This is a genomic window from Streptomyces marincola (assembly GCF_020410765.1).
Taxonomy (GTDB): Bacteria; Actinomycetota; Actinomycetes; order Streptomycetales; family Streptomycetaceae; genus Streptomyces; species Streptomyces marincola.
Window position 1 is genome coordinate 875,694 of sequence record NZ_CP084541.1, and the last position, 23,582, is coordinate 899,275.

21 protein-coding genes are annotated in these 23,582 nt (G+C 74.2%); 5 read left to right on the forward strand and 16 right to left on the reverse strand.

Annotated features, from left to right (window positions below):
• Window positions 1-27: 27 nt before the first annotated feature.
• Window positions 28-471 (forward strand): cell division protein SepF, encoded by a 444-nt coding sequence (locus LC193_RS03700; RefSeq protein ID WP_086161319.1) that lies wholly within the window; start codon window positions 28-30, stop codon window positions 469-471.
• A 36-nt stretch (window positions 472-507) separates the two neighbouring features.
• Here LC193_RS03700 and LC193_RS03705 read toward each other — a convergent pair whose 3' ends face one another.
• Window positions 508-1,728: a glycosyltransferase family 39 protein gene (locus LC193_RS03705; protein WP_404819340.1), complete on the reverse strand. Its 1,221-nt coding sequence runs from the start codon at window positions 1,726-1,728 to the stop codon at window positions 508-510.
• A 58-nt stretch (window positions 1,729-1,786) separates the two neighbouring features.
• Window positions 1,787-2,974, reverse strand: coding sequence for an acyl-CoA dehydrogenase family protein (locus LC193_RS03710; RefSeq protein WP_226071536.1), 1,188 nt, complete (start codon window positions 2,972-2,974; stop codon window positions 1,787-1,789).
• A 499-nt stretch (window positions 2,975-3,473) separates the two neighbouring features.
• Between LC193_RS03710 and LC193_RS03715 the strand changes: the two genes are divergently transcribed.
• Window positions 3,474-4,364 (forward strand): phosphatase PAP2 family protein, encoded by an 891-nt coding sequence (locus LC193_RS03715; RefSeq protein ID WP_404819341.1) that lies wholly within the window; start codon window positions 3,474-3,476, stop codon window positions 4,362-4,364.
• Between the two features lie 42 nt (window positions 4,365-4,406).
• On the opposite strand, the gene LC193_RS03720 is transcribed toward LC193_RS03715, so the two are convergent.
• Window positions 4,407-4,622: a hypothetical protein gene (locus LC193_RS03720; protein WP_226071540.1), complete on the reverse strand. Its 216-nt coding sequence runs from the start codon at window positions 4,620-4,622 to the stop codon at window positions 4,407-4,409.
• 472 nt (window positions 4,623-5,094) lie between these two features.
• Between LC193_RS03720 and LC193_RS03725 the strand changes: the two genes are divergently transcribed.
• Both LC193_RS03725 and LC193_RS03730 read left to right on the forward strand, forming a co-directional pair.
• Window positions 5,095-5,907 carry a hypothetical protein gene (locus tag LC193_RS03725; protein ID WP_226071545.1) on the forward strand — a complete coding sequence of 271 codons (813 nt, stop codon included), beginning with the start codon at window positions 5,095-5,097 and terminating at the stop codon, window positions 5,905-5,907.
• A 110-nt stretch (window positions 5,908-6,017) separates the two neighbouring features.
• The gene (locus LC193_RS03730) at window positions 6,018-6,356 is read left to right on the forward strand and encodes a hypothetical protein (protein ID WP_404819342.1); all 339 of its coding nucleotides are present in this window, start codon (window positions 6,018-6,020) and stop codon (window positions 6,354-6,356) included.
• A 31-nt stretch (window positions 6,357-6,387) separates the two neighbouring features.
• On the opposite strand, the gene der is transcribed toward LC193_RS03730, so the two are convergent.
• The 13 genes from der to LC193_RS03795 all read right to left on the reverse strand — a co-directional run bounded on the left by der (window position 6,388) and on the right by LC193_RS03795 (window position 21,387).
• Entirely contained in the window at window positions 6,388-7,854 is a 1,467-nt protein-coding gene (gene der / locus LC193_RS03735; RefSeq protein WP_226071546.1) for a ribosome biogenesis GTPase Der, read from the reverse strand.
• A gap of 7 nt (window positions 7,855-7,861) precedes the next feature.
• Entirely contained in the window at window positions 7,862-8,548 is a 687-nt protein-coding gene (locus LC193_RS03740; RefSeq protein ID WP_226071547.1) for a lysophospholipid acyltransferase family protein, read from the reverse strand.
• A complete protein-coding gene (gene cmk, locus LC193_RS03745) occupies window positions 8,545-9,234 on the reverse strand; it encodes a (d)CMP kinase (RefSeq protein WP_226071554.1) in 690 nt (229 codons plus the stop codon). Before cmk ends, LC193_RS03740 begins: the two co-directional genes overlap by 4 nt.
• Window positions 9,235-9,379: 145 nt before the next feature.
• Window positions 9,380-10,465, reverse strand: a complete 1,086-nt coding sequence (locus tag LC193_RS03750) for a prephenate dehydrogenase (RefSeq protein ID WP_226071555.1) — start codon at window positions 10,463-10,465, stop codon at window positions 9,380-9,382.
• Between the two features lie 43 nt (window positions 10,466-10,508).
• The gene (locus tag LC193_RS03755) at window positions 10,509-11,480 is read right to left on the reverse strand and encodes a pseudouridine synthase (protein ID WP_226071557.1); all 972 of its coding nucleotides are present in this window, start codon (window positions 11,478-11,480) and stop codon (window positions 10,509-10,511) included.
• Window positions 11,480-12,139: an SMC-Scp complex subunit ScpB gene (scpB, locus tag LC193_RS03760; RefSeq protein WP_226071561.1), complete on the reverse strand. Its 660-nt coding sequence runs from the start codon at window positions 12,137-12,139 to the stop codon at window positions 11,480-11,482. The genes LC193_RS03755 and scpB overlap by 1 nt, the downstream gene beginning before the upstream one ends.
• Window positions 12,140-12,162: 23 nt before the next feature.
• Complete coding sequence (locus tag LC193_RS03765; RefSeq protein WP_226071562.1) at window positions 12,163-13,356, reverse strand: segregation and condensation protein A; 1,194 nt, start codon at window positions 13,354-13,356, stop codon at window positions 12,163-12,165.
• Between the two features lie 6 nt (window positions 13,357-13,362).
• A complete protein-coding gene (locus LC193_RS03770) occupies window positions 13,363-13,947 on the reverse strand; it encodes a hypothetical protein (RefSeq protein ID WP_226071563.1) in 585 nt (194 codons plus the stop codon).
• Window positions 13,944-14,936 (reverse strand): ParA family protein, encoded by a 993-nt coding sequence (locus LC193_RS03775; protein WP_404819343.1) that lies wholly within the window; start codon window positions 14,934-14,936, stop codon window positions 13,944-13,946. Before LC193_RS03775 ends, LC193_RS03770 begins: the two co-directional genes overlap by 4 nt.
• A 520-nt stretch (window positions 14,937-15,456) precedes the next feature.
• Window positions 15,457-16,572 carry an alanine dehydrogenase gene (gene ald / locus LC193_RS03780; protein ID WP_226078470.1) on the reverse strand — a complete coding sequence of 372 codons (1,116 nt, stop codon included), beginning with the start codon at window positions 16,570-16,572 and terminating at the stop codon, window positions 15,457-15,459.
• Between the two features lie 87 nt (window positions 16,573-16,659).
• Entirely contained in the window at window positions 16,660-18,924 is a 2,265-nt protein-coding gene (locus tag LC193_RS03785) for a tetratricopeptide repeat protein (protein ID WP_404819513.1), read from the reverse strand.
• Between the two features lie 55 nt (window positions 18,925-18,979).
• Window positions 18,980-19,624: an NUDIX domain-containing protein gene (locus LC193_RS03790; protein ID WP_226071567.1), complete on the reverse strand. Its 645-nt coding sequence runs from the start codon at window positions 19,622-19,624 to the stop codon at window positions 18,980-18,982.
• A gap of 59 nt (window positions 19,625-19,683) precedes the next feature.
• On the reverse strand, window positions 19,684-21,387 hold the full coding sequence (locus tag LC193_RS03795; protein WP_226071570.1) for a CTP synthase: 1,704 nt from the start codon (window positions 21,385-21,387) through the stop codon (window positions 19,684-19,686).
• Window positions 21,388-21,727: 340 nt separating this feature from the next.
• On the opposite strand from LC193_RS03795, the gene LC193_RS03800 reads away from it, so the two are divergent.
• The gene (locus tag LC193_RS03800; protein ID WP_226071571.1) at window positions 21,728-23,530 is read left to right on the forward strand and encodes a glycoside hydrolase family 15 protein; all 1,803 of its coding nucleotides are present in this window, start codon (window positions 21,728-21,730) and stop codon (window positions 23,528-23,530) included.
• The last annotated feature ends 52 nt before the right edge of the window (window positions 23,531-23,582 follow it).

The following is a 23,582-nucleotide window of genomic DNA, read 5'->3' on the forward strand; positions in this document are numbered from 1 at the left end:
GGACCGCGTAGCAGAGAGGAGGCGTCCATGGGATCGGTGCGCAGGGCGAGTGCCTGGCTGGGCCTCGTCGAGGACCGCGAGACGCACTACTACGACGACGAGTACGCCGAAGGGCCGGAGCCGGGCGAGAGCGCCCCGTCGTGGACGACCGACCCCCGGCTCCGGGTGGCGGCGGCGTCCGCCGAGGAGTCGGGCGGGCGCATCGCGACGGTCACCCCGGGCAGCTTCCGGGACGCCCGCCGCATCGGCGAGCTGTTCCGCGACGGTGTACCGGTCGTCATCAACCTCACCGTGCTCGAATCCGCCGACGCCAAGCGCGTCGTCGACTTCGCGGCCGGCCTGACGTTCGGGCTGCGCGGTGACATCGAACGCGTCGCCTCCCGCGTCTTCCTGCTGACCCCCGCCGCCTACGAGGTCGTCAGCGGAGACGCCCGCCACGCCTCCGACGGCGGCTTCTTCAACCAGAGCTGATCCGGCTCCGCCACCCGGCGGAGCCGGACCGGCAGGTCACGGGGGCCCGGAGCCGGTCAGCCAGACCGCGCCGTACACCGCCGCTCCCGCGACCGCCACTCCCGCCACGCCCGCCGCCACACCCGCGCGGGCCCGCGCCAGCGCCACCGCCGCGGGCAGCAGGAGGGGGAACGCGGGCAGCAGCAGGCGCGGTTTCGACCCGAAGTACCCCGCGGCGCACAGGGCGAGCACCACCATGAGCCCCCCGTACACCAGCAGCGGCAGCGGCAGGCGCATCCGCACGCACAGCACGCACACCCACAGCAGCGCCGCCACCCCGGCGCACAGGGCGAGCCCCGCCACCGGGCTCCCGCCGGTCAGCCGCTCCCCGATGAACACGGCGAATCCCCACCCGCCGTCGAACCCGTTCCCCCACCCCTCCTGCACCCGCAGGTAGCCGAGCGGCTCCCCCGTGCGCGCCCCCACCCACAGCACGTAGCCGGCCCAGCCGAGCGGCGCGAGCAGCACCCCGCCCACCATCCGCCGGTGCGCGCGCCACAGCCGCGCCACACCGCGCGCACCGCCGGCGCCGCCCCCGTCCCGTGCCGCGAGCAGCGCGGCGAGCGCCGAGGCGGCCACCGCGGCGGCCACCGCGAGCCCCGCGGGCCGGCACAGCCCCGCGGCGGCCGAGAGCGCGCCCGCCGTCAGCCACCGGTCGGTGAGCAGCGCGTACAGCGACCAGGCGGCCAGCGCGGTGAACAACGCCTCGGTGTACGCCATCGACTGCACGATCCCCACCGGCACCGCGGCCCACAGCACGGCGAGCAGCACCCCGGCCCGCGGGCCGTGCAGCCGCTCGCCGATCGCGTACAGGGCCCACGCCGCGGCCAGCGAGGCCACCGCGCTCACCAGCAGCCCGGCCTCGCCCGCGGACAGCGGCGACACCGCGGAGACCAGCCGTTCCAGCCACGGGAGCAGGGGGAAGAAGGCCAGGTCGGAATGCACCCCGCCGTCCTCGGCGACCACGGTCCTGCCGTAGCCGTGCTCCGCGATGCTCGCGTACCAGACGGAGTCCCAGCGCCCGGAGAGCAGCCGGACCACGCCCTTGTCCTCGGCCGGGTCCCACAGCGCGAGCACCGCGGCGCACACCAGCCGGACCGCCGCGAACGCCAGCAGCGCCGGGGCGACCGCGCGCAGCCGCGCCCCCGGGGAACGCGGGTGCCGGCCGCCGCGACCCGCCCCTTCTGGCAGGGCACCGGCACGCGCGAGATCCGTCACGGACCCGATTATTGGTGATGCCCGCCGCGGCCCGGTGACCCGCCCCGGTCCCGGCGCCTCAGGAGAACGCGTCCAGGCCGGTGAGCGCCTTGCCGAGGATCAGCTGGTGCATCTCGCTCGTCCCCTCGTAGGTGAGGACCGACTCCAGGTTCGCCATGTGCCGCATCACCGGGTACTCGAACGAGATGCCGTTCGCGCCGAGGACCGTCCGCGCCGTCCGGCAGATCTCCAGCGCCTCGCGCACGTTGTTCAGCTTGCCGAAGCTGACCTGCTCCGGGCGCAGCCGGCCGGCGTCCATGCGCCTGCCGAGGTGCCACGCGAGCAGCAGCCCCTTGTGCAGCTCGACGGCCATGTCCGCGAGCTTGGCCTGGGTGAGCTGGAAGCCGCCGATGGGCCGGCCGAACTGCTCGCGCGTGCGCGCGTAGTCGAGCGCCGTCTCGAAGCACGTGCGGGCCGCGCCGAGCGCGCCCCACACGATGCCGTACCTGGCGTGGCCGAGGCAGCCGAGCGGGGCGCGCAGCCCGCGCGCGCCCGGCAGTTCCGCGTCCGCCGGCAGCCTGACCCCGTCGAGCAGCAGCTCGCTGGTCACCGAGGCGCGCAACGACGCCTTGTGCCGGATGTCGCGCGCGGCGAACCCCTCGGTCCCGGCCGGCACCAGGAAGCCCCTGACCCCGTCGTCGGTCCTGGCCCAGACCACCGCGACCCCGGCCAGCGAGCCGTTGGTGATCCACATCTTGCGGCCGGTCAGCACCCAGTCGCCGCCGCGCCGTTCGGCCCGCGTCCGCATGCCCGCCGGGTCGGAACCGTGCTCGGGCTCGGTCAGGGCGAAACAGCCGATGGTCTCGCCCGCGGCCATCGGGGGCAGCCACCGCGCGCGCTGCTCCGGCGAGCCGAAGCGGTCGATCGCGTACATCGCCAGTGAGCCCTGCACCGACACCAGGGAGCGCACCGCCGAGTCGACCGCTTCGAGCTCCAGGCACACCAGGCCGTAGGCCACGGCCGAGGCCCCGGCGCAGCCGTGCCCCGTGAGCGTCATGCCCAGCGCGCCGAGCGCCCCGAGCTCGCGGGCCAGGCCGCGCACGTCGGGCATCTCGCCGCGCTCGTGCCACCCGGCCACGTGCGGCAGCACCCGCTCCCCGGCCCACTCGCGCACCGTGCCGCGCAGCGCGCGGTCCGTCCCGTCGAGCAGGTCGTCGAGGCCGAGCGGGTCCGCGGGGTCGAAGGGGGGCAGGGTTCCGGCAGCCATGGCACCGACGTTACGGGCGGGTAACCGCGCTCGGCAAGAGCGGAACGCCCGGCGGCGGCGAGCAGCGCCCCACCGGCGGCACCGCGACGCGCGGGGTCGCGGCGTCGACGGCGGCCAGGAGCGGATCGGCGCACAGGACGTCGAGAACCGTCCGGCGGCTCCCGGCCCGGGCGGTTGATTCCGGGCGGGACGCCGGGCGGCACCCGCCGCCCCCGGACACCCGACAGGTCACGTTGTTCACCCGGCGATATTCGCGGCATTGCGGCGGGGGAACTCCGTCGGCCCGCCCCGGCGGCAGCAAATCCGCGCCACCGGAATTTCGTAAAGCCGGGAAATAGGACGACGGTAAATGTCGGCCCTACATCACATCGCCATTACGAAGGCGGGCCGGAGCGGGAAGCCCGCTATCACGGGCGGTAATCTGGCGAGTGTGCGTACCGACCGATTCCTAGCCCGCCTCGAACAGGAGCCGCAGCCGCCGAACGTGCCGCCTCCTGTTATGAGCCGCACCCGGATGCTGCTCCTGTGGGCCACCCTCGGGTTCTACGCGGCCATCGTCGCGGCGGTGTGGGCCACCACCTGGCTGGTCGACCTGGACTGGCAGGTGATGCTGTTCCGGCCGTACAAGCAGTGGCCCGGCATGCACGCATTTCTGGACTATTTCGTGGTCCTCGGCCAGCGCGGGCCCACCGCGGTGCTGATCGCCGCCTGGCTCGGCTGGCGCTGCTGGCGGCAGCGCACCCTGCGCCCGCTGCTCGTCATGGGCTGCGCCCTGCTGATGCTCAACCTGTCGGTCGGCGCCGCGAAGCTGGGGATGGGCCGCGAGGGGCCGCACTACGCCAACGTCATCGGCTCGAACGAGATGTGGCTCACCGGCGATATATTCCCCTCCGGGCACACCGCCAACGCCGTGGTCACCTGGGGCATTCTCGCCTACCTGGCCACCACGCCGACGGCCAGGCGCACGCTGTCGGTCATCGCCGCGGTCTTCGCCCTCGGCGTGGGGACCACCACCGTCTACCTCGGCACCCACTGGGTCAGCGACGTCCTGCTCGGCTGGGCCGCCGGACTCCTCGTGCTGCTGGCGCTGCCCTGGTGCGAGCCGCTGATCGCCGTGGTCGAACGGCACGTGCTCGCGCTGCGTGACCGGCTGTTCGGCGTCCCGGCCCCGGCGGACGCGGGGCCCGCGTTCGAGGTGTCCGCCCGGCCCCGCCCCGCGACGGCCGCCCGGGCGGCCGAAGAGCAGCGGTCGCGCGCCGAGGCGGCCGTTCCGAGCGGCACGTGGCCGGGCGGAGCGGCGCGCGGCACGGCCGGCGGGCGGCTGCGGCAGCCGGGCCACAGCCATCCCGGCCGCCCGGAGCGTCCGGCGCGGTCGGTCAGCAGCCGCTGAGCGCGCGGCACGCGCCCGGCCGCGGGCCACGCCCGCGTCGGGTCAGCCCTGCCAGCAGCGGACGACGCGGCCCTCGCTCACCGCGAGGTTCAGCCGCCCCGGCATGTGCTCCATGGTGATGACCGCGTCCGGCGCGAGGCGGCGGACACGCGGCCAGCCGCGCTCGTGGGCCTGCCGTTCCGCCGCGTCGGCGTCGAGCCCGACGTACTCCTCGGGGCGGTCCCCGGGAGCCTGCTGCGGTGGGGGAATGGGTGCCATGCCGCCACCGTACGGCGTCGGCCGACCCGGCCGGAAGTCCTGCCCGCCCCCGGGAACTGTCACGCTTGTGTCACAGCCGCCACTCGGCTAACCCGTGCGGCGCAACGTGGACATTCTGTAATGGAAGGGTGTGGGAGGCTTTTCCCGTCGCCCCTCGTATGCATTTCCGATACCCCTCGGCGCCCGGCGTGCGACAACCGCTTTCCCGCCCCGTTCATTCACCTTTGGAACGCCTTTGTGAACGCTCGGTTTATGGCGGTTCACTCTTGACCGTGCTTGGCCGTGCTTGCGCATGCTTGCCGACGCTCGCCGATGCCCGACCAACGGCTCCCGTACGGCCGGGCCGTCGCGGGTACGGACCCGCGACGGCCCGATTCCGGCCCATGGCGTGACCCTCGCGCGGCTCCCGCCGTTGTGCACGGGGACCCCGCAGCGTCAGCGCGCGGGAAGATCCCGAACCGAGGAGCCGAGAGTGTCCCCCTTGCTCGACGTCAGCGACGATGTACGCGCCGAGATCGGCGACGAAGAAGCCGATCGTCTGCTCGCCGGCGAGAACGCCCCGGGCAGCTACGACTGCACCTCATGCCGCACCCCGGGCAACCCGGACCAGGAACGGACCAGCACCGTCCTGTTCGTCGGGGGCGAGACGGCCGTGCTCGCGTTCGCGCACGCCTCCTGCATCCCCTCCCAGGTCGTCTCCGTGTCCGAGGAGCAACTCCAGGGCGCCGTGCGGTCGATCACCGGCCAGTCCTCCTCCCAGGCGGCCCCCGTGCCCGCCGCGCCGAACGCTCAGGCCGCGCCCGCCGCCGGCGAGCAGGCCGTGCTCGGCGTCACCTGCGGCCAGATCCTGATCGGCAGCGATCTGCACGCCGCGATCGTCGTGGAGCCCACAGGGCCCATCGCGCGCCCCGGTTCCACGGGCCCTGGCGACGAGTTCCTCCCGATGATGATCGAGGCCGGCTTCCTGCCCGTCACGAACGTCGCGAGCGAGCCGTCCCCGCTGCACGGCTGGTCGGTGCTCGTCGCCATGGGCCAGCTGCACGCCGTGCTCCAGAACGGCCCCGAGGGCGGCCGGCCGAGCGCCTGGTGGCAGGCGCACCAACCGCTCGGGCTCACCGACGGCTGGCGGGCCAGCGCCAACCAGCGGAACACCGTCCTCGTCTACGCCGCGCCCGCCGGCTCCATCGGGCAGCAGCCGCGCGAGGACCTGCTGCGCGACGCGCTGGAGAAGGCGGCGGCCGGCGGCCTCCTCGTCGCCGCGGCGATGCCGCTCGCGGGCACGTGACACGGGCCGGCGCGCGGTAGCCCTCGCGGACGGCGCCGGAGAGGGCGCAAGGGAACCAAGGGAACGGAGCCGCGCCCGCATCCGTGCCGCCCCGCGCTCGTTGGACAGGCGTGCACGCTTACGAACACTCCCCCCACCAGCACGACCACCGACACATCCCCGGCATGCGCTCGTCGTACGAACGGCCGCCGGCGTCGGCGACGCCGATCTACGACGCCCTGTGCGCCGAGTACCGCAGGCTGTTCCGGGCGCTGCCGGGGGACCGCACGGGCGAGGAGGACCTGCGTTTCGTGGCCTTCTCCACCAGCTACGGCGTGGGGGCGGGCAGCTGGCGATGGCGCGAGACCGGCTGGACCGGCTACGGCGCGCACACGGGCCCGGCGGGCCGGCCGTTCCCCGCGGCGCTGCCGCCGGGCGGCGATCCGCACGACACCGCCCGGGGCCGCTGAGGCGCCCCGGGCGGTGTCGTGCCCGGCCGGTTCAGGAGCGGCGGCCCCGCTTCTCGCGCACCCGGACCGACACCTGGATCGGTGTCCCCTCGAAGCCGAACTCCTCGCGCAGCCGCCGTTCGATGAAACGCCGGTACTGCGCTTCGAGGAAGCCGGAGGCGAACAGCACGAACCGCGGCGGGCGGGTGCCCGCCTGGGTCCCGAACAGGATGCGCGGCTGCTTGCCGCCCCGGACGGGGTGGGGGTGCGAGGCGACCAGCTGCCCCAGGAAACCGTTCAGCTTCCCGGTCGGCACCCGGCTCTCCCAGCTCGCCAGCGCCGTCTCCACGGCCGGCACCAGCTTCTCCAGGTGCCGGCCGGTGCGGGCGGAGACGTTGACCCGCGGCGCCCACTGCACCTGGACCAGCTCCTGCTCGATCTCCCGCTCCAGGTAGAAGCGGCGGTCCTCGTCCATGACGTCCCACTTGTTGTAGGCGATGACCAGGGCACGGCCCGCCTCGACCGCCATGGTGATGATGCGGGTGTCCTGCACGCTGATCGGCTCGTTCACGTCGATCAGGACGACCGCGGCCTCGGCCTTCTCCAGCGCCGCCGCGGTGCGCAGCGACGCGTAGTAGTCCGCCCCGTCCACGAGGTGCACCCGCCGCCTGATGCCGGCCGTGTCGACGAACCGCCAGGTCTTGCCGCCCAGTTCGATCAGCTCGTCGACCGGGTCCCTCGTGGTGCCGGCCGTCGGGTCGACGACGACCCGCTCCTCGCGCGCCAGCTTGTTCAGCATGGACGACTTGCCGACGTTCGGACGGCCGATGAGCGCGATGCGCCGCGGCCCGCCCAGCGTCTGGCCGAACGTCTCGGCCGGCGCGTCCGGCATCACTTCGAGCACCGCGTCGAGCATGTCGCCCGTGCCGCGGCCGTGCAGCGCCGACACGGGGTGCGGCTCGCCGAGCCCGAGCGACCACAGGTAGGTGGCCTCCGCCTCCATCGAGAAGCCGTCGACCTTGTTCGCGCACAGCACGACGGGCTTGCCCGCGCGGCGCAGCAGCTTCACGACCGCCTCGTCGTCGTCGGTCGCGCCGACCGTGGCGTCCACCACCAGGATCACGGCGTCGGCCGTTTCGATGGCGAACTCGGCCTGGGCGGCGACCGAGGCCTGGATGCCGAGCACGTCCTGCTCCCAGCCGCCGGTGTCGACCACCTTGAAGCGGCGCCCGGCCCACTCGGCCTCGTAGGTGACGCGGTCCCTGGTGACGCCGGGACGGTCCTCGACAACGGCCTCGCGGCGGCCGAGGATGCGGTTGACCAGGGTCGACTTGCCGACGTTCGGCCGTCCGACGACCGCGAGCACGGGCAGCGGCCCGGCCGCGGCGGCTGCGAGGTCGCCCTCAAGCTCCTCGGCGTCGAATCCCTGCTCCCTGGCGAGTTCCATGAACTCCGCGTACTCGGCGTCGCCGATCGCGCCGCCGGCGTCCGGCCCGCTCTGCTGGTTCTGGTCGTTCATGGGGTTCTTACCTCGTCCGTGTCCGTTGGTGGGTGCGCGGTCGGCGCCCGTCCCGCGCGCGGTCGGTGCCGCGCCGTGCGTCGCGCAGATGGCCGGTCAGGCGCTCCCCGAGCGTGGCCGTGGCCTCGTCAAGAGCCGTCCTGGTGCGCCGGGTACCGCTCAGGGTGAACGGATCGCCGAAGACCACGTCGATACGGGAACGCGCGGCGGGCAGCGCCGTTATCACCCGGCCGCGCCGTTCGCCGCTGCCGAGCACGGCCACCGGCACCACCGGGGCCGCCGAGCGCAGCGCGAACCACGCGAGGCCGGACCGCAGCGCGGCGAAGTCCCCCGCCCCGCGCCTGCCCTCGGGGAAGATGCCGAGCACGCCGCCCGCGTCGAGCACCGCGAGGGCCGAGGAGACGGCCGCCCGGTCGGTGCCCGCCCGGTCGAGCGGGATCTGCCCGATGCCGCGCAGGAACGTGCCCAGCGGGCCGGCGAACGCCTCGCGCTTGACCAGGAAGTGCACCGGCCGCGGCGCGGTCCCCATCAGCACGGGCCCGTCCACGTTGTGCGCGTGATTGACGGCGAGGATCACCGGGCCCCCGGGAGGAACCCGCCAGGCACCGAGCACCCGCGGACGCCACACCGCGTGGACGACGCCGGCCGACAGCCGGCGGCCGGCCGCCGCCCCGCGGGCGCCCGGGCCGGTCACCTCTCCCGCCGCTTCCGCTCCTCGACCAGGGTGACCACGCACTCCACGACCTGCGCGAGCGTCAGCTCGGTCGTGTCCACCTCCACGGCGTCGTCCGCCTTGGCCAGCGGCGAGGCGGCGCGGGTCGAGTCGGCGGTGTCGCGCTTCACCAGCGCCTCGCGCGTGGCCGCCACCTCGGCGGCGGCCTTCACCCTGAGCTCGGCGCTGCGCCTGGCCGCCCTGGCCTCGGGCGAGGCCGTGAGGAAGATCTTGACGTCGGCGGCGGGCAGCACGGTGGTGCCGATGTCGCGGCCCTCGACCACGATGCCGCCGGGCTCCTCGGCCGCGATGGCCCGCTGCAACGCGGTGATCCGGGTCCGCACCTCGGGGACCGCGCTGACCGCGCTGACCGCGGCGGTCACCTCGCTGCTCCTGATCGGCCCGGAGACGTCCGCGCCGTCCACGGTGATCGTCGGGGCCTTCGGGTCGGTGCCCGAGGCGATCAGCGGCTTGTCGCAGACGGCGGCGACCGCGACCGGGTCGTTGACGTCGACGCCGTTGGCCAGCATCCACCAGGTCATGGCCCGGTACTGGGCGCCGGTGTCGAGGAAGCCGAGGGACAGGCGCGTCGCCACGGCCTTGGATGTGCTGGACTTCCCCGTGCCGGAGGGGCCATCGATGGCGACGACGACGGAGGATTCAGCCACGGCGGATTCGTACCTTTCTCGGAACGTGCTCCCGTGCGCCTCGGGCGGGCGCGGGAGAGGGGAACGGCGGGGCTCACGGCCCCCCGCGAGGGCGCCGGCGGGCAGGCCCTCCCGACAAGAAGCGTACCGGCCCCCGGGGACACTCCTACGTCCGGATCGACCAGCCCCGCTCGCGCAGCGCCTCGATCAGCACCGGCGCCGACGCCGGCTCGACCATCAGCTGCGCGAGGCCGGCCTGCTGCCCCGTGGCGTGCTCGATGCGCACGTCCTCGATGTTGACCCCGGCCCGCCCGGCGTCCGCGAAGATGCGGGCCAGCTCGCCCGGCCGGTCGGAGATGGGCACGGCCACGGTCTCATAGGCCGCGGGCGCGGTCCCGTGCTTGCCCGGCACCCGCTCGCGGCCCGCGTTCCCCCGGCGCAGTACCGCCTCGACACCGCGGGCCCCGTCGGCGCGCTTGGCCTCGTCGGCGGCCTCAAGGGCGCGCAGCGAACGGATCGTCTCGTCGAGGTCGGCCGCCACCTCGGTGAGGACGTCGGCGACCGGCCCCGGGTTCGCGCCGAGGATGTCGAGCCACATCCGCGGCTCCGAGGCGGCGAGCCGCGTGACGTCCCGCATCCCCTGCCCGCACAGCCGGACCGCGGACTCCTCGGCGTCCTCCAGGCGGGCCGCCAGGAGGCTGGACAGCAGTTGCGGGGCGTGCGAGACGAGCGCGACGGCCCGGTCGTGGATGTCGGCGTCCATGACCACGGGCACGGCGCGGCACAGCGCGACGAGTTCGAGCACGAGGTTCAGGGCCTCGGTGTCCGTCTCGGGCGTGGGGGTGAGGACCCACGGCCTGCCCTCGAACAGGTCGGCGGTGGCCGCGAGCGGTCCCGAGCGCTCCCGGCCCGCCATCGGGTGCGAGCCCAGGTAGGTGGCCGGCTCGCCGCCGAGCGCGCCCAGCTCGCGGCGCGGGCCGCCCTTGACGCTGCCGACGTCCGTGTAGGCGCGCGCGACGCCGCGCCGCTGCATCTGCGCCACGGCGCCGGCGATCGCCGCGGGCGGCACCGCGATCACGGCCAGGTCGACCGGCGCTCCGGGCGGGTCGTCGGTGCCCGCGCCGAGCGCGGCGGCCGTGCGCGGCCGGTCGGGGTCGGTGTCGGCCAGGTGCACCCGCACCCCGCGGCCGGTGAGCGCCAGGCCGATGGAGGTGCCGATCAGTCCTGTGCCGAGAACGAGGGCGGTGCGCATCGTTCCAGCGTAGTACCGGACGGGGCGCGGCCCGGCCCCCCTGTCACAGGCCGACCTCGCCCATCAGGCGCCCCACCTCGGTGTTCGTCATGCGGCGCAGCCATCCCGACTTCTGGTCCCCGAGCACGATGGGCCCGAACCGGGTGCGCACCAGCTTCTCCACGGGGAAGCCCGCCTCGGCGAGCATGCGCCGCACGATGTGCTTGCGGCCCTCGTGCAGCGAGACCTCGACGAGGTAGTTGTTCCCGGTGTTCTGCACGACCCGGAAGTGGTCGGCGCGGGCGTAGCCGTCCTCAAGCAGCACGCCGTTCTTCAGCCGCTTGCCCAGGTCGCGCGGCACGGGCCCCTGGATGGCCGCCAGATACCCCTTGGTCACGCCGTACTTGGGGTGGGTGAGCCGGTGGGCCAGCTCGCCGTGGTTGGTCAGCAGGATCAGGCCCTCGGTCTCGGTGTCGAGACGGCCCACGTGGAACAGCCGGGTCTCCCGGTTCTGCACGTAGTCGCCCAGGCACTGCCGTCCCTCGGGGTCCTCCATGGAGGAGACCACGCCGGCCGGCTTGTTCAGGGCGAAGAACAGGTGCGACTGGGTGGCCACGGTCAGGCCGTCGACCTTGATCTCGTCCTTGTCGGGGTCGACGCGGCGGCCCTGCGAGGTGACGACCTTGCCGTTCACCTCGACCCTGGCCTGGTCGATCAGCTCCTCGCAGGCCCGCCGGGAGCCGAGGCCGGCCCGGGCGAGCACCTTCTGGAGGCGTTCGCCCTCCTGCTCACCGAACGTCTTGGGCAGGCGCACCGCGGGCTTGTCGTGCCGCTCGCGGTTGCGCTCCTCGATCTGGGCGTCGTACTCGCGGGAGCGGGCGGGAGCCGTGCGCTTCTTCTTGCGCGGTGCCGGGCCACCGCTCTTGCCGTACCGGCGCTCCTCGGGGCGTGGCCGCCCCGAGGACTGCTTCCTGTCGTCGCGGCTGTTGCCCGCGCCCCGGTAGTTCCGGTTGCTGTTCCTGCCGCTGCTTCGCATCAATGGTCCGTTGGGGAGTCGCCGGTGTCGTCTTCTTGATCCACGTCGAACGACGGCACCCCCTCCTGGCTCTCGCCCTCGACCTGGTCCGCCTCGGGCAGGAAGGGCGCGAGCTCGGGAAGCTCGTCCAGGCCGCGCAGGCCCATCCGCTCCAGGAAGTAGTGCGTCGTCACATACAGGATCGCACCTGTTTCGGGTTCGGTGCCCGCCTCGGCCACCAGCCCCCGCTGGAGCAGGGTCCGCATCACGCCGTCGCAGTTGACACCGCGGACGGCGGAGACCCGGGAACGGGTGACCGGCTGCCGGTAGGCGACCACCGCCAGGGTTTCGAGCGCGGCCTGCGTGAGCCTGGCCTGCTGGCCGTCGAGGACGAACCCCTCGACGGCGCTCGCGTACGCGGGCCTGGTGTAGAAGCGCCAGCCGCCGGCGATCAGCCGCAGCTCGAAGCCGCGGCCGTCCCGGGTGTACTCGTCGGCCAGCTCCCGCAGGGCCTCGGCGACCGCGCGGCGCGGCCGCCGGAGCACCTTGGCGAGGTGCTCCTCGGTGGCGGGCTCGTCGACGACCATGAGGACGGCTTCGAGCGAGGGCTTCAGGGCCGGCGGCGCGGGCTCGTCCGCGGCCTCCTGGGCAGCGCGCTCCGCACGGGTCGCGTCGGTCATGGGTGCCGCACCTCTCGGTTTCGTCATGCGCCGCGGGCCGCGCCCGCGGCGGCCGGGTCGCGCGGGGCCGGCTCGTCGCCCTCGGGCGCGACCGCCCGGTCGAACTCGTCCGTCACCAGCGGCCGGCCGGTGGCCTCGCCCTCCCAGCGGACGAGCAGCGGGCCCAGGGCCTCGTCCTGGTCCAGGGCCACGGCCCGCTCACGGTACAGCTCAAGGAGCGCGAGGAACCGCGCCACCACCGTGAGGGTGTCGCCGGCGTCACGGGTCAGCTCGGCGAACGTCGCCCGGCCGAGCTCCCGCAGCCTGGCGACGAGGACCTCGGCCTGCTCCCGCACGCTGACCAGCGGCGCGTGGATGTGGTCGACGTACACCTGGGGCTCGGGCCTGGGGCGCATGGCCTTGACCGCGAGCCGCGCGAACCCCTCGGGGCCGATGCGGATCACGACGTCGGGCAGCAGCTCCGCGTGGTGCGGTTCGAGCCCGACGGTCCGCGGGTGGCGCGCGGCCTCCGCGGCGAGCCGTTCGCCGAAGATGTCGGCGACGCGCTTGTAGGCCCGGTACTGGAGCAGTCGCGCGAACAGCAGGTCGCGGGCTTCGAGCAGCGCGAGGTCGGCCTCGTCCTCGACCTCGGCGGCGGGCAGCAGCCGGGCCGCCTTCAGGTCGAGCAGGGTGGCCGCGATCACGAGGAACTCGGTGGTCTGGTCGAGGTCCCCGTCGGGGCCCATCGCACGGATGTGGGCCATGAAGTCGTCGGTGACGCGGGAGAGCGCGACCTCGGTGACGTCCATCTTGTGCCGGGAGATGAGCTGGAGCAGCAGGTCGAACGGCCCCTCGAAGTTGGCGAGCACGACCGTGAACCGGCCGTCGTTCTCCCCCGCGGGGCCGGTCGCGGCTCCTGCGCCGCCGCGGTCCCCGGGCTCCGGCCCGGCCGCGGCGGGCGCGGCCGGCGCCGGGCCGCGCCGTTCGCCCCGTTCCTCCGCGGGGCCGTCCCCGGGCTCGCCGTCGCCGGGCGCGGGGGCGCCGCTGTCCGCGCGTTGTTCCGGCGGGGCCGCGGGAGCGGCGGTGCCCGCCGGGTCGGGCCCCGCGGGGGCCGGCGCCCCGGCGGGGGCCGCCGCGTCCCGCTCCTCGGCCGGGGCCTTCGTGCCCTCGCCCGCGGCGGGAGGCCGCGCGCCCGGGCCGCGGCCCAGCAGGCGCCTGGGGCGTGCCGGGGTGTCCACCCGGCGTCAGCGACCGCGCAGGCGGCGCACGAGGATGCTCGCTTCACCGCGGGATTCCAGGTCGGCGAGAACGACCGCGACGGCCTCCCGCACGATCCTGCCGCGGTCGACGGCCAGTCCGTGCTCGCCGCGCAGCACCAGCCGGGCGTGCTCCAGGTCCATCAGTTCCTCGGCGGAGACGTAGACGGTGATCTTCTCGTCGTGGCGCTCCCGCCCGCTGGGCCGCCGGGGGCTGCGACCGCGGCGCCGTTCGCCGCCCGCCGCCGCGCCGTTGCCCGCGGCGGTACCGGCCGTCCTGCCGCCGCCCCTGGGCGCGCCGGGGGACGGCTGCCGCCCGGCCTGCTCGCGCTTGGGCTGGCCCGGCACGGCGGCCTCACGGCCGCCACCCGCCGCCCGGCCCGCGGCCCGCGGCTCCTCGCGCCTGGTGCCCTCGGTCTCCTCGCCCGTGGGCGCCTGCTCCCCCGAGGGAGCGGGCACCCGCGGCGCGGCGGCGCTCTCGCCCGTGCCGCCGGCACTCTCGGGAGGGGACGAGGGCTGGACCGCGGCCCCTCCGGTACTACGGAACAGTTCGTCGGCCGCCGGGAGACTCACTCGGCGTGGCACCGGGCGAGCACCTCCCTGGCCAGCTGTCGGTAGGCCGCGGCCCCCACGGAGTTGGAGGCGTAGGTGGTGATCGGCTCCCCCGCGACCGTGGTCTCGGGGAACCGGACCGTGCGTCCGATGACGGTGTGGTACACGTTGTCGTCGAACGCCTCGACCACCCGGGCCAGCACCTCCCTGCTGTGCACCGTGCGGGAGTCGTACATCGTCGCCAGGATGCCGTCCAGCCGCAGGTCGGGGTTCAGCCGCTCCTGCACCTTCTCGATCGTCTCGGTCAGCAGGGCCACCCCGCGCAGCGCGAAGAACTCGCACTCCAGCGGAACGATCACCTTGTGCGCGGCGGTGAGCGCGTTGACCGTGAGCAGGCCGAGGGAGGGCTGGCAGTCGATGATGACGAAGTCGTAGTCCGCCAGCAGCGGTTGCAGGGCGCGCTGGAGCGTGGACTCGCGGGCCACCTCGCTGACCAGCTGGACCTCGGCCGCCGACAGGTCGATGTTGCTCGGCAGCAGGTCCATGCCCGCCACCGCGGTCTTCAGGAGGACCTCGTCGGGCGCCATCCCCCGCTCCATGAGCAGGTTGTAGATGGTCAGGTCGAGTTCCATCGGGTTGACCCCGAGGCCGACCGAGAGCGCGCCCTGCGGGTCGAAGTCGACCAGCAGCACGCGGCGGCCGTATTCGGCGAGTGCGGCACCCAGGTTGATGGCCGAGGTCGTCTTGCCGACCCCGCCCTTCTGGTTGCACATGGCGATGATCTTGGCCGGGCCCCGCTCGGTGAGCGGTCCGGGGATGGGGAAGTACGGCAGCGGGCGCCCGGTGGGGCCGATGCGTTCGCGGCGCTGGCGCGCGGCGTCCGGCGCGATGGTGGCCGCGTACTCCGGGTCGGGCTCGTACTCCGCGTCGGGGTCGTAGAACTGCCCGTCGGGCAGTTCCTCGTAGTCGGGGATACGGTCGGCGTCGCCGCCCGTGCGGTCTCCTGCCATGGTGTTCGCCTCATGGCGGTCCGTGCTCTGATGCGCTGTCATGCTCGGTTGGCTCTGGTGGGTTGCGAAGGAATGGACAGCGACGGAACTCCTGCGCCCCGCCGGGTCCGAAACGCCCTGGTGCCGCTCCGGGACCCCTGGTTGTCCCCCCCGGGGAGTAATTGTCGACTCATTCACAAGTCGTCTTACCTCCTTGGGGACCAGGAAACTTCTAGACAGAGTCAGCGTTGCACCATGCCGACGATTGGCGACTCTATGGCGTGTCGGTGGTCCGCAGCAACACAATCCGCCGGACCGGCACGTATGTGTCGGCCCTCGAACATTCACTTGTCAAGGCCACAAGCGGCGCCAGTGGGACGATGCGACGGCGCGCGAACCGGTTAAAGCGCCATTTTCGCGACGAGTTGACACCCGCGCGACGGCGCGCGCGAGCACTCCAGGGCTCGCCCCGCACCTGACGCGCCCGTGGCGGCGTGTGACATTCCCGATGTTGACGCGAGGAGTTGACCGAAACCGGCGGTCACCCCAGGACCGAGCGCAGCTCGGTGTGCGGCAGCCCGTGGGCCCGCGCGACGGGCGGGCAGACGATGTGCCCCTCGTGCACGTTGAGGCCGAGCGCGAGCGCCGGATCGTCCCGCAGCGCCTGCCGCCAGCCGCGCCCGGCCAACTCCACGATGTAGGGCAGCGTGGCGCTGGTCAGCGCGTGCGTCGAGGTGCTCGGCACCGCGCCCGGCATGTTCGCGACGCAGTAGAAGACCGCGTCGTGGACGCGGAAGGTGGGCTCCGCGTGCGTCGTGGGGCGCGAGTCGGCGAAGCAGCCGCCCTGGTCGATGGCGATGTCGACAAGGACACTCCCGGGCTTCATGCGCGCCACCGTCTCGCGCGAGACCAGCTCGGGGGCCCTTGCGCCCGGCACGAGCACGGCGCCGATGACCAGGTCGGCGGCCAGCACGGCGCGTTCGACCTCGAACGCGTTGGCCGCCACCGTCCGCACCCGCGTGCCGAAGAGGCGGTCCGCCTCCCTGAGCTTGGCCATGTCCTTGTCGAGCACGGTCACCTGGAAGCCCATGCCGACCGCGATCTGCGTGGCGTTCCAGCCGGAGACCCCGGCGCCGATCACGACGGCCGACGCGGCCGGCGTGCCGGGCACGCCGCCGGGCAGCACCCCGCGACCGCCGGCCGGCCGCATCAGGTGGTAGGCGCCGACCTGCGCGGCGATCCGGCCGGCCACCTCGGACATCGGCGCCAGGAGCGGCAGCACGCGCCCCGGGGTCTCGACGGTCTCGTAGGCGATGGCGGTGGTGCCGGCGTGCAGCAGCGCGTCGGTGCACTCCCGCGACGCGGCCAGGTGCAGGTAGGTGAACAGGACCTGGCCCCGGCGCAGCCTGTGGTACTCCTCGCGCACCGGCTCCTTCACCTTCAGCACCAGGTCGGCGCGCGCCCACACCTCGTCGGCGTCCGCGACCAGCGCGGCCCCGGCGGCGGCGTACTCCTCGTCGGGGATCGCGGAGCCGAGGCCGGCCCCCCGTTCCACGTGGACCTGGTGGCCACGGGCGACGAGTTCGTGCACGCCGGCCGGGGTGGTGGCCACGCGGAACTCGTTGTTCTTGACCTCACGGGGGATGCCGACCTGCACGTCGATCACAGTCCTTGCGTCACGGAAGGCTAGGGCCGCCATTCTAATGAAGGAATCAGAGATGTACAGCCTTTGTTTCACTCATACTCACCCCTTCTGTGGCTGCGTTTCCCAACCGCTTCCCTCTGCGACCCCAGAGGATTCCGCGCCGGAGCGCGCGCGGGGCGCGGGCGCGAGCAGCGCTTCGGCCGCCGCCCGGTGCGCGGCGGCGGCCGAGGTCCGGCCGGCCCGCTCGCAGCCGTCCGCGAGCCGGAGCCGCACCGCCGCCTGGAGGCGCACGTCCCCGGCCCGTTCGGCCAGCCGCAGCGCCTCCCGCGCGGTGCGCGCCGCCTCCTCGGCCCGGCCCGCGTGCTCCTGCGCCCGCGCGGTCTCGGCGACCGCCCTGGCGTGTGCGCGCGCGTCGCCCGTCCTGCGGTGCGCCGCCGCCGCCGCCCGCCAGGCGCGCAGCGCCTCGGGCCACTGCCCGGTGTGCGTGAACGCGGCGGCGACCCGGCCGTGCAGCCGCGCCTGGGCCTTCAGGTCGCCCCGGGACTGGGCGAGCGTGACCGCCCTGCTGTACCAGTCGGCCGCCCGCTGCCAGTCGTCCAGTTCCGCGTAGGTGCCCGCGATGGACTCCAGCGTGCGGCCGACGGCGAGCGGATCGGCCTGGTCCCCCTCGCTCCTGGCCGCCTCAAGAGCCGCCCGGTAGCGTTCCAGCGCCTCGGCCGGGCGGCCGGCCCCGGCGTCGATGTCCCCCAGGTTCAGCAGCGCGGCGGCGCGTTCCCTCGCCAGGTGCTGCCGTTCCGCGACGCCGAGGACCAGCTCGTGCAGGCGGTACAGGTCGGGGGCGGCGGCCTCGGCCCCGCGGTGCGCGATCAGCGCCCGGCTCAGGGCACTCACCAGGCGGCGGGCGAGCGTGTCGAGCTGGCCGTCGGCGACGGCCAGGCGGGCGGCGGCGAGCAGCGCGGTCCGCCGGGCGGTCAGCCAGGCGGCGGCCTCGGCGCGGCCGGGGAACCGCAGCGCGCCCGGCAGCCCGGCCAGCCAGACGCGGGCGGCGCTGCCCTGCGGCTCGGTCACGGCGTGGCAGGCGCGCAGCAGCCGCACCGTGCGCTCCAGCATGCGGGCCCTGGCGAGCAGGATCTCGGCGGGTCGCTCCGTGGCGTGCAGCTGGGCCCGCAGCAGGGCGTCGAGGCAGCCGGGCACGAGGTACTGGGCGCCGACGCCCCCGCCGCTCGCGGGAGGCAGCGGGCGCAGCAGCCCCGCGGCGGCGAAGCCGGCGAGCGCCGTGCGCGCGGCGGACACCGGGCAGCCGGCGAGCGCGGCGGCGGTGTGCGCGTCGACCAGTCCCGCGGGCGCGAGGACGAGCAGGCGCAGGGCGCGCACGGCGGGCGCGGGCAGGGTGCCGGTCACGAGGCGGAACGCGCGCCGCAGCGGCTCGTCCGCCGCGTCGGGCGGCGGGTGGGCGGGCGGCGGCGGGTAGGGGGCGGGGAAGCCGGGCCGGGGGGCCGGCGCGGGGCGCTCGCGGCCCCGCGGGGCGCCGGGGCCCTCCCGCGGCGCCGCGTCCTCGGACCCGGAGCCGCCCGCGGCCCCCGGCCCGGTCGCCGCTTCCCGTTCCGGCCCTGCGACCGGGCCGGCCTCGGGCTCCGGGCCGGCGGCGAACAGCCGCACCACCTCGGCGAGGGTGGCGTCCGGGCGGGCGGCAAGCCAGCCGGCCACGAGGACCAGGGCCGCGGGCTGGTACCCGCAGAGTTCGGCCAGGGTCTCCGCCGCCCCCGGGTCGACGGTGACGCGGACGTCGCCCGCGCCGCGTTCGAGCAGGGCGACCGCCGCGGCCCGGTCCAGGGCGCCGATGGTGCAGGGCCTGACGTCGGGCACCTTGGGCAGCGGGCCGCGGGAGACGGCGATCACCAGGCAGTCGCGCCGGTCGGGGATCAGCTCGGCCAGCTGCCCCGCGGTGCCCACGTCGTCGAGCAGCAGCACGGCGCGGCGCTCGTCGAGCGCTTCCCGCAGGATGTCGCACAGCTCGCCCTCGTCCGCGCCCGGCGGCGCGTCCTCGCCCAGCTCCGTCAGCAGCTCGCGGGCGACGCGTTCGAGCGGGACGGGCGCGCCGCCCGGCTCGGTCAGCCGGGCGCGCAGCACTCCGTCCGGGTGGTCGCCGCGCGCCACCACCTCGGCGGCGAACTCCTCGGCGAGCGCCGTCCTGCCGCTGCCGGGACGGCCGGCGATCAGCAGGACCCGGGCCCGGGCGACGGGACGGCCCGCCATGGTGTCGAGACCGGCCCGCGCCACGTCGGAGCGCAGCGTGGCCAGCTCGCTCCTGCGGCCCAGGAAGGCGGGCCGACCGGTTCCCTCGGTGACTGTCTGTCCCGTCACATCCGTCACGGGGCGAGCGTATGCCACCGCCGAGGAACGCGGCGGTCAGGACACGTCAGGCCGGGAACGGCCGCGCCGGCCACGGCGCGTCCGCGGGCCGCAGCGCGTCGACGCCGTCCCCCGCGCGCGCCGCCTGGAGCGCCAGCACGCCGATCGCCAGGCAGGTGTTGTGCAGCCGCCCGGCGAGCACGCCGCGGACCAGGTCCTGGACGGGCACCCGGTCGAGCCGCATGTCGGCCTCCTCCGCGACCACCTCGAACCGCTCCCCCTCGGCCTGGGACAGCTCCCTGGCGAGGAAGACGCGCACCGCCTCGTCGCTGCCGCCCGGACTGGTGTAGACGTCCGCGAGGACCCGCCAGTCCTCCGCCTTGGTGTGCGCCTCCTCGTACAGCTCGCGCTGCGCGGCGTGCAGCGGGTTCTCCCCCGGCACGTCGAGGAGTCCGGCCGGGATCTCCCACAGCTTGTGCCGGACCGGGTGGCGGTACTGCTCGATGACGACCACCCGGTCCCGCTCGTCCAGGGCGAGGACGGCGACGGAGCCGGGGTGCACCTGGTAGTCGCGGCGGGCGGTCGAGCCGTCCGGCATCACGACGTCGTCGGCGCGGACGCTGGTCTTGTTGCCGGTGAACGGGGTGGTCGTGGCCGCCACGGGCCAGTTCTGCGCGGAGTCGGCGAGGATGTCGCGGGGGTGCTCGGTCATGGCCCCAAGTCTGCCCCCGGGTGGCCCCGGCCCGCCGCGCCGGGGCCACCCCGCGGTGCTCAGTCGGCGCCGCGGCCCGGCGCGTCGTCCGGCGCGGCGACCGCGGCGGCGCCTGCGCCCTTCCCCGGCCTGGCCTGGACGGCCGCCCTGATCAGGCCGGCGAACAGCGGGTGCGGGCGCGTGGGCCGCGACCGCAGCTCGGGGTGCGCCTGCGTCGCCACGAGGTAGGGGTGCACCTCGCGCGGGTACTCCACGTACTCCACGAGCTTGTTGTCGGGCGAGGTGCCGGAGAACTGGAGGCCCGCCTTCTCCAGCTCGGCGCGGTAGGCGTTGTTGACCTCGTAGCGGTGGCGGTGGCGCTCCTCCACGTACGGCTCGCCGCCGTACACCTCGCGCACGATGGAGCCCTCGGCGAGCTTCGCCGGGTACATGCCGAGCCGCATGGTGCCGCCCATGTCGCCCTCTCCGGCGACGACGTTCAGCTGCTCCTCCATGGTCGAGATCACCGGGTGGGCCACCGCCTGGTCGAACTCGGTCGAGTTGGCGCCCTCGATGCCCGCGAGGTTGCGCGCCGCCTCGATCACCACGCACTGGAGGCCGAGGCAGAGCCCGAGCAGCGGAACGCCCTGCTCCCGCGCGTAGGTGATGGCCGCGATCTTCCCCTCGACCCCGCGGTCCCCGAAGCCGCCGGGGACGCAGATCGCGTCGCAGCCCGCGAGCTGCCGCGCCGCGCCGCCGGGGGTCCGGCAGTCGTCGGAGGTGACCCACTTGATACGGACCCTGGCGTTGTTCGCGAACCCGCCGGCGCGCAGCGCCTCCGTCACCGACAGGTAGGCGTCCGGCAGGTCGATGTACTTGCCGACCAGCGCGACGGTCACCTCGTGCTCCGGGTGGTGCACGCGGCGCAGCAGGTCGTTCCACTCGGTCCAGCTGACGTCGCGGAAGGGCAGGTCGAGGCGGCGGACGACGTAGGCGTCCAGCCCCTCGTCGTGCAGGACCTTCGGGATGTCGTAGATCGACTTGGCGTCGATGGCGGCCACCACGGCGGCCTCCTCGACGTCGCACATCAGCGAGATCTTCCGCTTGATGGCGGTGGGCACCTCCCGGTCGGCGCGCAGCACGATGGCGTCGGGCTGGATGCCGATGTTGCGCAGCGCGGCCACGGAGTGCTGGGTGGGCTTGGTCTTCAGCTCGCCGGAAGGGCCGATGTAGGGGAGCAGCGAGATGTGCACCACGAAGACGTTGTCCCGGCCCACCTCGTGCCGCACCTGCCGCACGGCTTCGAGGAAGGGCAGCGACTCGATGTCGCCGACGGTGCCGCCGACCTCCGTGATCACGACGTCGACGTCGTCGGTGGCCATGCGGCGGATGCGGTGCTTGATCTCGTTGGTGATGTGCGGGATGACCTGCACCGTGTCGCCCAGGTACTCCCCGCGCCGCTCCTTGGCGATGACGGTGGAGTAGATCTGGCCCGTGGTGACGTTGGCGCTGCCGTCGAGGTCGACATCGAGGAAGCGCTCGTAGTGGCCGATGTCCAGGTCGGTCTCGGCGCCGTCGTTGGTGACGAACACCTCGCCGTGCTGGAACGGGTTCATCGTGCCGGGGTCGACGTTCAGGTACGGGTCGAGCTTCTGCATCGTGACCCGTAGTCCGCGCGCCTTGAGCAGGGCGCCGAGACTGGAGGCGGTGAGCCCCTTGCCGAGCGAGGACGCGACCCCGCCGGTGACGAAGATGTGCTTGGTCGTCGAGGTACTGGGCGGCATGGCCAAGTGAGGCTCCCGTGGTCGCGAGGTCGGATGCGTGACGCTCCGGCACGCGGATACTCCGGGGGAACGTCGCTCTGGGTTCGGGGGTTCACAGCCCTCCGGTCCACGGGCTACCAGGGTAACAGTGGCCGGGGAGCCGGAGTGACGCCGAAGTGTTTCCATCGAAGTAAGGCGACGTACCGGGCGCAACGTGAACAAGCTCACCCGGGGCGCCGAGCTCAACTGTGGCGTATGTCAAACAGACGGGCGGGAGCCGTCGTATTCTGCTCGGACGCCCGAATGGGCGAAGAGAACCGCACGTCCCACGGGGCGGAACACTGTTCGACTGGAGTGGCAAGTGGCCGGGCGCATCGAGGATTACGCACTCGTCGGGGACATGCAGACCGCCGCCCTCATCGGGCGGGACGGGTCGGCCGACTGGATGTGCCTTCCCCGCTTCGATTCACACGCCGTGTTCGCCGGATTGCTCGGCACCGACGAGCACGGCTTCTGGCGGCTCGGCCCGGCGCATGGCAAGGACATGCCGCCGCCGCGCGCCGCGCGGCGGCGCTACGTGGGCGATTCCCTGATCCTCGAATCCGAGTGGGACACGCCGCGCGGCACGGTGCGTGTGACGGATTTCATGCCGCCGCGCGGCGGGGACGCCCCGCAGCTGGTCCGCATCGTCGAGGGGGTCAGCGGCCGGGTCCCGATGCGCTCGGCGCTGCGGATGCGCTTCTCCTACGGCTGGGTGGTGCCGTGGGTGCACAAGGTCGAGGACCGCACGGTGGCCGTGGCGGGCCCCGACTCGGTGTGGCTCGACACCTCGGTCGACACCTACGGCAAGGACCTCACCACCTACGCGGATTTCACCGTCGCGCCGGGCGACCGGGTGACGTTCACGATCAGCTGGCAGCCCTCGCACAAGAACCCGCCGCCGGTGGCCGACCCCGAGGGCGCGCTCACGGCGACCGAGGAGTTCTGGCGGGAGTGGGTGGCCCAGTGCACCTACCACGGCCCGTACCGCGAGGCGGTCGTCCGTTCCCTGATCACGCTGAAGGCCCTGACCTACGCGCCGACCGGCGGCATCGTCGCGGCGCCGACCACCTCGCTGCCCGAGGAGATCGGCGGCTCGCGCAACTGGGACTACCGGTTCACCTGGCTGCGCGACGCCGCGATCACCCTGTCGTCGCTGCTGCGCACCGGCTACCACGACGAGGCGCGCGCGTGGCGGGAGTGGCTGCTGCGCGCCGTCGCGGGCGACCCGCAGAACCTCCAGATCATGTACGGCATCGCCGGTGAACGGGAACTGGCCGAGGCGGAGCTGAGCTGGCTGCCCGGCTACGAGAACTCCCAGCCGGTCCGGGTCGGGAACGGCGCCGCCGGGCAGCTCCAGCTGGACGTGTACGGCGAGGTGACCGAGGCGCTGCACCTGGCGCACATGACCGGCCTGGCCCGCAACGACCACGCGAACCTCCTCCAGCTCAAGCTGATCCGCTACCTGGAGGACCACTGGGACGAGCCGGACGAGGGCATCTGGGAGGTGCGCGGCCCGCGCCGCCACTTCGTGCATTCGAAGGTGATGGCCTGGGTCGCCGTCGACCGCACGGTCAAGCTGATCGAGTCGGGCGAGGTGGACGGCCCGCTGGAGCGGTGGCGCGCGCTGCGCGACGAGATCCACCGGGCGGTGTGCGAGCACGGCTACGACAAGGAGCGGAACACCTTCACGCAGTCCTACGGCTCCAAGGAGCTGGACGCCTCGCTGCTGCTCATTCCGCAGATGGGCTTCCTGCCGCCGGACGACAAGCGGGTGATCGGCACGATCGAGGCGATCCAGCGCGAGCTGTCCACGCTGGACGGCTTCATCCTGCGCTACCCGACCGCGGGCGAGGAGGCCGGGGTTGACGGCCTTGAGGGCGACGAGGGCGCGTTCCTCGCCTGCTCCTTCTGGCTGGCGGACGACCTGGCGATGATCGGCAGGGTCGACGAGGCGCGCAAGCTGTTCGAGAAGCTGCTCGGACTGCGCAACGACCTCGGCCTGCTCGCCGAGGAGTGGGACCCCCGCCGCATGCGGCAGGTGGGGAACTTCCCGCAGGCGTTCAGCCACGTGCCGCTGATCGACACCGCGCTGCGGCTGACGGCCTCGGGCGCCTACGGCTGACGCGCGGGGCCGCGTGCCGCCGGCGGCGTCCGTTCCCCGTTCCCCGGGAGAA

Bases quoted from the DNA above. Each gene is read 5' to 3' on its own strand.
- LC193_RS03700 (WP_086161319.1), top strand. From the start codon at position 28: ATGGGATCGGTGCGCAGGGCGAGTGCCTGGCTGGGCCTCGTCGAGGAC.
- LC193_RS03710 (WP_226071536.1), bottom strand. From the start codon at position 2,974: ATGGCTGCCGGAACCCTGCCCCCCTTCGACCCCGCGGACCCGCTCGGC.
- LC193_RS03715 (WP_404819341.1), top strand. From the start codon at position 3,474: ATGAGCCGCACCCGGATGCTGCTCCTGTGGGCCACCCTCGGGTTCTAC.
- LC193_RS03720 (WP_226071540.1), bottom strand. From the start codon at position 4,622: ATGGCACCCATTCCCCCACCGCAGCAGGCTCCCGGGGACCGCCCCGAG.
- der (WP_226071546.1), bottom strand. From the start codon at position 7,854: ATGAACGACCAGAACCAGCAGAGCGGGCCGGACGCCGGCGGCGCGATC.
- LC193_RS03750 (WP_226071555.1), bottom strand. From the start codon at position 10,465: ATGCGCACCGCCCTCGTTCTCGGCACAGGACTGATCGGCACCTCCATC.
- LC193_RS03755 (WP_226071557.1), bottom strand. From the start codon at position 11,480: ATGCGAAGCAGCGGCAGGAACAGCAACCGGAACTACCGGGGCGCGGGC.
- scpB (WP_226071561.1), bottom strand. From the start codon at position 12,139: ATGACCGACGCGACCCGTGCGGAGCGCGCTGCCCAGGAGGCCGCGGAC.
- LC193_RS03775 (WP_404819343.1), bottom strand. From the start codon at position 14,936: ATGGCAGGAGACCGCACGGGCGGCGACGCCGACCGTATCCCCGACTAC.
- LC193_RS03790 (WP_226071567.1), bottom strand. From the start codon at position 19,624: ATGACCGAGCACCCCCGCGACATCCTCGCCGACTCCGCGCAGAACTGG.
- LC193_RS03795 (WP_226071570.1), bottom strand. From the start codon at position 21,387: ATGCCGCCCAGTACCTCGACGACCAAGCACATCTTCGTCACCGGCGGG.